The organism is Comamonas sp. JUb58 (assembly GCF_004364775.1).
Classification (GTDB): Bacteria; Pseudomonadota; Gammaproteobacteria; order Burkholderiales; family Burkholderiaceae_C; genus Comamonas.
Genome location: NZ_SOAL01000001.1, coordinates 499,682 through 506,552 on the forward strand (window position 1 = coordinate 499,682; position 6,871 = coordinate 506,552).

The 6,871-nt window shown below is 62.0% G+C and carries 7 protein-coding genes; all 7 read right to left on the minus strand.

The features are described from left to right. Window positions 1-5: 5 nt before the first annotated feature. A complete protein-coding gene (locus EDF71_RS02240) occupies window positions 6-1,016 on the minus strand; it encodes an inorganic phosphate transporter (RefSeq protein ID WP_133854978.1) in 1,011 nt (336 codons plus the stop codon). A gap of 31 nt (window positions 1,017-1,047) precedes the next feature. Then, entirely contained in the window at window positions 1,048-1,695 is a 648-nt protein-coding gene (locus EDF71_RS02245) for a DUF47 domain-containing protein (RefSeq protein WP_133854979.1), read from the minus strand. A gap of 460 nt (window positions 1,696-2,155) precedes the next feature. Next, window positions 2,156-2,887: an ABC transporter ATP-binding protein gene (locus tag EDF71_RS02250; protein ID WP_021027916.1), complete on the minus strand. Its 732-nt coding sequence runs from the start codon at window positions 2,885-2,887 to the stop codon at window positions 2,156-2,158. Window positions 2,888-2,889: 2 nt separating this feature from the next. After that, entirely contained in the window at window positions 2,890-3,669 is a 780-nt protein-coding gene (locus EDF71_RS02255) for an ABC transporter ATP-binding protein (protein WP_021027915.1), read from the minus strand. Between the two features lie 15 nt (window positions 3,670-3,684). Next, complete coding sequence (locus tag EDF71_RS02260; RefSeq protein ID WP_133854980.1) at window positions 3,685-4,761, minus strand: ABC transporter ATP-binding protein; 1,077 nt, start codon at window positions 4,759-4,761, stop codon at window positions 3,685-3,687. A gap of 10 nt (window positions 4,762-4,771) precedes the next feature. Next, window positions 4,772-5,701 (minus strand): branched-chain amino acid ABC transporter permease, encoded by a 930-nt coding sequence (locus tag EDF71_RS02265; protein WP_133854981.1) that lies wholly within the window; start codon window positions 5,699-5,701, stop codon window positions 4,772-4,774. Window positions 5,702-6,136: 435 nt separating this feature from the next. Then, window positions 6,137-6,871 (minus strand): FAD-binding protein (locus tag EDF71_RS02270; protein WP_133854982.1); only part of this gene is annotated, 735 nt, incomplete at its 5' end.

Below are 6,871 nucleotides of genomic sequence, written 5' to 3' on the forward strand. Positions count from 1 at the left end.
GGCGCTCAATAGAGCTGCAGGCTCACCCAGTAGGCAAAGGCCGCCACAAAGGCGCTGGCCGGAATGGTCAGCACCCAGGCCCAGACGATGTTGCCAGCAACGCCCCAGCGCACCGCGCTCATGCGCTGGGTGGAGCCCACACCAACGATGGCACCGGTGATGGTGTGCGTGGTCGAGACAGGGATACCCAGCGCCGTGGCGATGAACAAGGTCATCGCGCCACCAGTTTCGGCGCAGAAGCCGCCCACGGGCTTGAGCTTGGTGATCTTCTGGCCCATGGTCTTGACGATGCGCCAGCCACCAAACATGGTGCCCAGGCCAATGGCCGCATAGCACGAGATGATGGCCCAGGTCGGTGGGTCGGCATCGTTGGGCGAGGCATAGCCGGTGGACAGCAGCAGCAGCCAGATGATGCCGATGGTCTTTTGCGCATCATTGCCGCCGTGGCCCAGGCTGTAGGCACCGGCAGACACCAGCTGCAGGCGGCGGAACCACTTGTCGACCCGGCCCGGTGTGGTGCGGCGGAACAGCCAGGCCACGATCACCATCATGATCGAGCCGAGCAGGAAGCCCAGCACCGGAGAGACGAAGATGAAGGCCACGGTCTTCCAGATACCGCTGGCCACCAGCGCGCCGGAGCCCGCCTTCGCAATCACCGCGCCCACGATGCCGCCGATCAGCGCATGCGAGGAGCTCGACGGAATGCCGTAGTACCAGGTGATCAGGTTCCAAGCGATCGCGCCCACCAGGGCGCCAAAGATCACATGTGTATCGACAATGCCCGGGTGAACAATGCCTTTGCCGATGGTGGCCGCCACGCTCAGGTGGAAGACAAAGATCGCCACAAAGTTGAAAAATGCCGCAAACACCACCGCCTGGGTGGGCTTGAGCACGCCGGTAGAGACAACGGTCGCAATCGAGTTGGCCGCGTCATGAAACCCGTTCATGAAGTCGAACAAGATGGCCAGCGCCACCAGCACGACAATCACCCACAGGGCTGTTTGCATCGGTTCCATGGAAGTTCAGTCTCCTGCTTGCTGCAACGGATCAGGAGTTTTCCAGGATGATGCCTTCGATGTGGTTGGCCACATCCTCGCACTTGTCGGTGATGGTTTCGAGCAGCTCGTAGATGGCCTTGAGCTTGATCACCTCGCGCACATCGGGCTCCTCGCGGAACAGCTTGCTCATCGCCGAGCGCATCACGCGGTCGGCGTCGCTCTCCAGGCGGTCAATCTCTTCGCAGGTCTTGATGGCCGCCTCGGTCGTGGCCGGGTCGGCAATGCGGTCGAGCATCTTGACGGCATCACGCACGCGCTCGCAGCACTTGACGCTCAGGTCCGTCAGGCGGGTGATTTCTTCGGTCATGTGGCGCACGTCGTAGAGCGCCATGGTCTCGGCCGAGTCCTGGATCAGGTCGGCCACATCGTCCATGGTGTTGATCAGCGAGTGGATCTGTTCCCGGTCGATGGGGGTGATGAAGGTCTTGTGCAGGGTGCGGTTGACCTCGTGGGTCACACGGTCGGCAGCGCGCTCGGCGTTGTCCACATCCTGGTTGTACTTTTCGCGCAGGTGGGGATCGTTGTAATTGGCCACCAGCTGGGAGAACGCGTGGGCCGCTTCTACGATGCGGTCAGCGTGCTGGTTGAAGAGTTCGAAGAAATTGCCTTCGCGCGGCAAGAGTTTGCCAAAGAGCATGGGTGCACCTATTCGGTTTCAATGCAAAAAAGGAAAAAACCTGCGCACCCCTGGCCGGACACTGGCTTGCCAGCCCGGTCCCCAGGGTACCGTCGCTACCCTGCAACTCCTTGAATTGTCAGCGGTGTCAGCGGTTTGCCGTGCGCAAAATCTGTCATTCACGGCGCATTGCTGCACTGCAAAATTCACCAATTTTAAATGCAATTGTCATTTCTTTGTCGCATTTGAAGCCGCCGCGCCCAAAACCGCACCGCCTGCGCCCTGCCCGCCGCAGCCTCGCCAGAGGGAAAAAGACACTCTGGCGCCGTCTCCCCAAATACGTCTACCGCCCTGTTCCGACACCGCTTTGAGCAGTGTCTTTGCGGCGCGATGGCAGCAGGCGCCCCCCTCAAAAAAAACGGCCACCATGAAAAAAGCACTGCCGAGGCAGTGCTTGTGGGGAGCTGGATGCGCGCGGTGGCTATTCGCCCAGGTAGGCCGCACGCACCTTGGGGTCGGCCAGCAGTTGCTGGCCCGGGCCGGTCATCGTGATGATGCCCGACTCCATCACATAGCCCCGGTCGGCAATGGCCAACGCGCGGCTGGCGTTCTGCTCGACCAGCACGATGGTCACACCCATCGCATAGACATCGCGCACCACCTCGAAGATCTTGTCCACCATGATGGGAGACAGGCCCATCGACGGCTCATCGAGCAGCAGCAGCTTGGGCTGGGCCATCAGCGCACGCGCCATCGCCAGCATCTGCTGCTCGCCACCGGACATGGTGCCCGCCAGCTGGTCCTTGCGCTCCCGCAGACGCGGGAAGATGTTGAACATCTTCTCGATGTCGGCCTGGATGCCGGCCTTGTCCTTGCGCAGGTAAGCGCCCAGCATCAGGTTGTCGGTGATGGTCTGGCGCGTGAACACGCCCCGCCCTTCGGGCACCATCACCAGGCCCTTGGCCACCAGATCCCAGGCGCCCCGGCCCTTGAGGTTCTCGCCCAGAAACTCGATCTGCCCGTCATTGATGGCCTGCGTGGCCGTCACCGCCTTCATCGTCGTGGTCTTGCCCGCGCCGTTGGAGCCGATCAGGGACACCAGCTCGCCCTCGTGCACCTCGAAATCGACGCCCTTGACTGCCTGAATGCCCCCATAGGCCACTTTCAGCCCGCGTACCTTCAGCAGTACGGGGTTGGATGTCTTGTCAACCATGCTCAGTGTCCTCCGGTGCCCAGATAGGCCTCAATCACTTTTTCGTCTTTCTGCACCTCGGCGGGCGAGCCCTCGGCCAGCCGCTTGCCGTAGTCGAGTACCGTCACCCGGTCGCACAGGCCCATCACCAGCTTCACATCGTGCTCGATCAGCAAGATGGTGCGGTTGTCCTTGCGGATGCGGTCGATCAGCTCGCGCAGCTGCACCTTCTCGGTCGCATTCATGCCGGCGGCGGGCTCATCGAGCGCAATCAGTTGCGGGTCGGTGGCCAGCGCGCGGGCAATCTCCAGGCGGCGCTGGTCGCCATAGGACAGGGTGCGCGCCTTGTAATCGGCATAGCGCTCAATGCCCACATAGGCCAGCAACTCGCGGGCGCGCTCGGCAATCGCGCGCTCCTCGGCCTTGAAGCCCGGCGTGCGGAAGATCGCGCCCAGCAAACCCGAGTGGCTGCGCACATGGCGGCCCACCATCACGTTCTCCAGCGCCGTCATGTCGGAGAACAGACGGATGTTCTGGAACGTCCGCGCAATACCGGCCTTGGCCACCAGGTGCACGGCCTTGGGCTCGTAGGGCTTGCCGGCCAGCTCGAAGCTGCCGCTATCGGGCGTGTACAGCCCGGTGATCACATTGAAGAACGTGGTCTTGCCGGCGCCATTGGGGCCGATCAGGCCATAGACCTGGCCGCGTTCAATGGTCAGACCCACATCCGAGAGGGCCTGCAAACCGCCAAAGCGTTTGGAAATACCTGCCACCTTCAGTGCAGGAGCTTGTGTGTTCGTCATGCTCGTCTCTCCTGCTCAGTCTTTCTGGATCGCGCTCTTGCCATGCTCGGGTGCGGGCCACAGGCCGCGTGGGCGCAGCAGCATTACCACGATCATCGCCACCGCAATCAGCAGCTGGCGCAGGATGGAGGCATCCAGACGGCCATCGGTCATCTGCTGCAGCGGGCCAGCCACATAGCGCAGCACCTCGGGCAGGGCCGACAGCAGCACGGCTCCCAGAATGACGCCGGGAATATGGCCCAGGCCGCCCAGCACCACCATGGCGACGATCATGATCGACTCCATCAGACTGAAGGACTCGGGCGAGACAAAGCCCTGGAAGCCAGCAAACATCGCGCCGGACACGCCGCCGAACGTGGCGCCCATGCCAAAGGCCATCAGCTTGAGGTTGCGGGTGTTGATGCCCATGGCCTTGGCGGCAATCTCGTCCTCGCGGATGGCCATCCAGGCGCGGCCGATGCGCGAATCCTGCAGGCGGTAGCAGATCACCACGCTGGCCACGACCAGCAGCAGGAACAGGTAGTAGTACAAGGTCACCGACGAAATCGTGTGTCCGGCTATCTCCAGCGGCTTGCCAAAGTCAAAGCCAAAGATCTTGATCGAGTCGATCTGGCCCAGGCCCTTGGGCCCGTTGGTGATGTTGACCGGCTGGTCCAGGTTCAGCATGAAGATGCGGATGATCTCGCCGAAACCCAGGGTCACGATGGCCAGGTAGTCCCCGCGCAGCTTGAGCACCGGGAAGCCCAGGATCATCCCCGCTATCGCCGCCAGCAAGGCGGCCAACGGTATCACCAGCCAGATGGAGGTGTGCAGGCCATTGGGGAACATGGCCTTGAAGCCTTCAAAGGTCTCGGCCAGGTGCGGCGAGGCCATCAGGCCCAGCATATAGGCGCCCACGGCGTAGAAAGCCACATAGCCCAGGTCCAACAGGCCGGCAAAGCCCACGACGATGTTCAGGCCCAGGGCCAGCAGTACATAGAGCAGCGCCAGGTCGGCAATGCGCACCCAGGCGTTGCCAAAGGACTGCAGGATCAGCGGCAAGACCAGCAGCGCAATTGCGCCCAGGATGAACTGTATTTTGTTGTTCTTCATGCGGTTCCCCTTAAGCCCGATCGGCCACCCGCTCACCCAGCAAGCCCGAGGGGCGCAAGGTCAGCACGATGATCAGCACGATGAACGAGAAAATGTCGACATACTGGCTGCCCAGCACACCACCGGTGAGCTGGCCGATATAGCCCGCGCCAATGGCTTCCACCAGGCCCAGGATCATCGCGCCCACCACGGCGCCCGCCAGGTTGCCGATGCCGCCAAACACCGCCGCAATAAAGGCCTTGAGGCCAGGCAGGAAGCCCATGGTGTGCTGCGCCGTGCCGTAGTTCGAGGCCCAGAGCACGCCGGCAATCGCCGCCAGCACCGCACCGATGACAAAGGTGGCCGAGATCACCATGTCGGGCTTGATGCCCATCAGCGCCGCCACGCGGGGGTTCTCCGCCGTGGCCCGCATCGCGCGGCCCAGGCGGGTGTAGTTCACCAAGTACATCAGCACCGCCAGCACCACGGCCGTCACGCCCAGCACCAGGATCTGGGTCGGCGTGATCACCGCGCCGGCCAGGTCAAAGGGCTCCATCGGCAGCAGGGTCGGATAGGGCTTGTAGTTGGGCTTCCAGATGATCATTGCCAAGGTCTGCAGCAAGATCGACATGCCGATCGCAGTAATCAGCGGCGCCAGGCGCGGACTGTTGCGCAGCGGCCGGTAGGCCAGCTTCTCGATCGTGAAATTGAGCACCGCCGCCACCACACAGGCGATCAGCGTCGCTATCAGCAAGATGATCCAGCCCGGCGTTCCCGGCATGGCCTCCTGCATCACGCCGATGATGCTCCAGCTGGTCAGCACCCCGATCATCAGCACTTCGCCGTGCGCGAAGTTAATCAATTGAATAATGCCGTACACCATGGTGTAGCCCAAGGCTATCAAAGCGTACATGCTGCCCAATACCAGACCATTAATGATCTGCTGCAGCAAAATATCCATACAACCAACCCTTCAGCTTTGAACCACTACAGCGAAAACTGCATGAAACGGGGGTCTCCCGGGATGCAGCCGCCTCTAACCGCGATAACAGTTTTATGCGGATCGAAACAATTTTATAGACGCCCCCTTGGTTTTTTGGCGACTATCGCTCTAGCGCTTTCCCTAGTGACCCATGCGCAAACCGCATGAATACGGGGAGGGCCGCTGGGCACACCTAGGGAATTTACTAGGTATAGATTCAGCAAATCGCCACAGGTTTTTAATAATTAATGCATCTACCTCAATAATCAAACAGGCGCTCCGTCTCGCGGGCGGGACACTGGTGTAAATACCTATATCGGTTTACGGTTGCATAAACAACCAAATAGCCGCCGCTTCGGGCGGGCATAAAAAAACGCGGCCGGGGCCGCGTTTTGTCAAAGGCTGGAGCAGCGTTTAGAGCTTGCTGGCCATCTCAGGCACGGCTTCAAACAGATCCGCCACCAGGCCGTAGTCGGCCACGCTGAAGATCGGCGCTTCTTCGTCCTTGTTGATCGCCACGATCACCTTGGAGTCCTTCATGCCCGCCAAGTGCTGGATGGCGCCGGAGATGCCCGCTGCCACGTACAGCTGGGGCGCGACGATCTTGCCGGTCTGGCCCACTTGCAGGTCGTTGGGCGCGTAGCCCGCGTCCACTGCAGCGCGGCTGGCGCCAATGGCTGCGCCCAGCTTGTCGGCCAGCGGGGTCATCACTTCGTTGAACTTCTCGGCGCTGCCCAGCGCGCGGCCACCGGAGACGATGATCTTGGCGGCCGTCAGCTCAGGGCGGTCGTTCTTGGTCACTTCGCGGCCCACAAAGCTGCTCTTGCCGCTGTCGGCAACGGCTGCTGCGTTCTCAACCGCGGCCGAGCCACCGGTGGCAGCGGCGGCATCAAAGCCGGTGCCGCGCACGGTGATGACCTTGGTGGCATCGATCGATTGCACGGTGGCAATGGCGTTGCCCGCGTAGATGGGGCGCTCGAAGGTATCGGCGCTCACCACCTTGGTGATGTCGCTGATCTGGGCGACGTCGAGCTTGGCTGCGATGCGTGGGGCCACGTTCTTGCCCGAGGCAGTGGCGGGTGCCAGGATGTGGCTGTAGTTGCCGGCAATGGCCAGCACTTGCGCGGCCAGGTTTTCAGCCAGACCGTC

What these genes read in the sequence shown, in the direction of transcription:
- EDF71_RS02265 (WP_133854981.1), bottom strand. Translation starts at nt 5,701, where the DNA reads ATGGATATTTTGCTGCAGCAGATCATTAATGGTCTGGTATTGGGCAGC.
- EDF71_RS02240 (WP_133854978.1), bottom strand. Translation starts at nt 1,016, where the DNA reads ATGGAACCGATGCAAACAGCCCTGTGGGTGATTGTCGTGCTGGTGGCG.
- EDF71_RS02245 (WP_133854979.1), bottom strand. Translation starts at nt 1,695, where the DNA reads ATGCTCTTTGGCAAACTCTTGCCGCGCGAAGGCAATTTCTTCGAACTC.
- EDF71_RS02250 (WP_021027916.1), bottom strand. Translation starts at nt 2,887, where the DNA reads ATGGTTGACAAGACATCCAACCCCGTACTGCTGAAGGTACGCGGGCTG.
- EDF71_RS02255 (WP_021027915.1), bottom strand. Translation starts at nt 3,669, where the DNA reads ATGACGAACACACAAGCTCCTGCACTGAAGGTGGCAGGTATTTCCAAA.
- EDF71_RS02260 (WP_133854980.1), bottom strand. Translation starts at nt 4,761, where the DNA reads ATGAAGAACAACAAAATACAGTTCATCCTGGGCGCAATTGCGCTGCTG.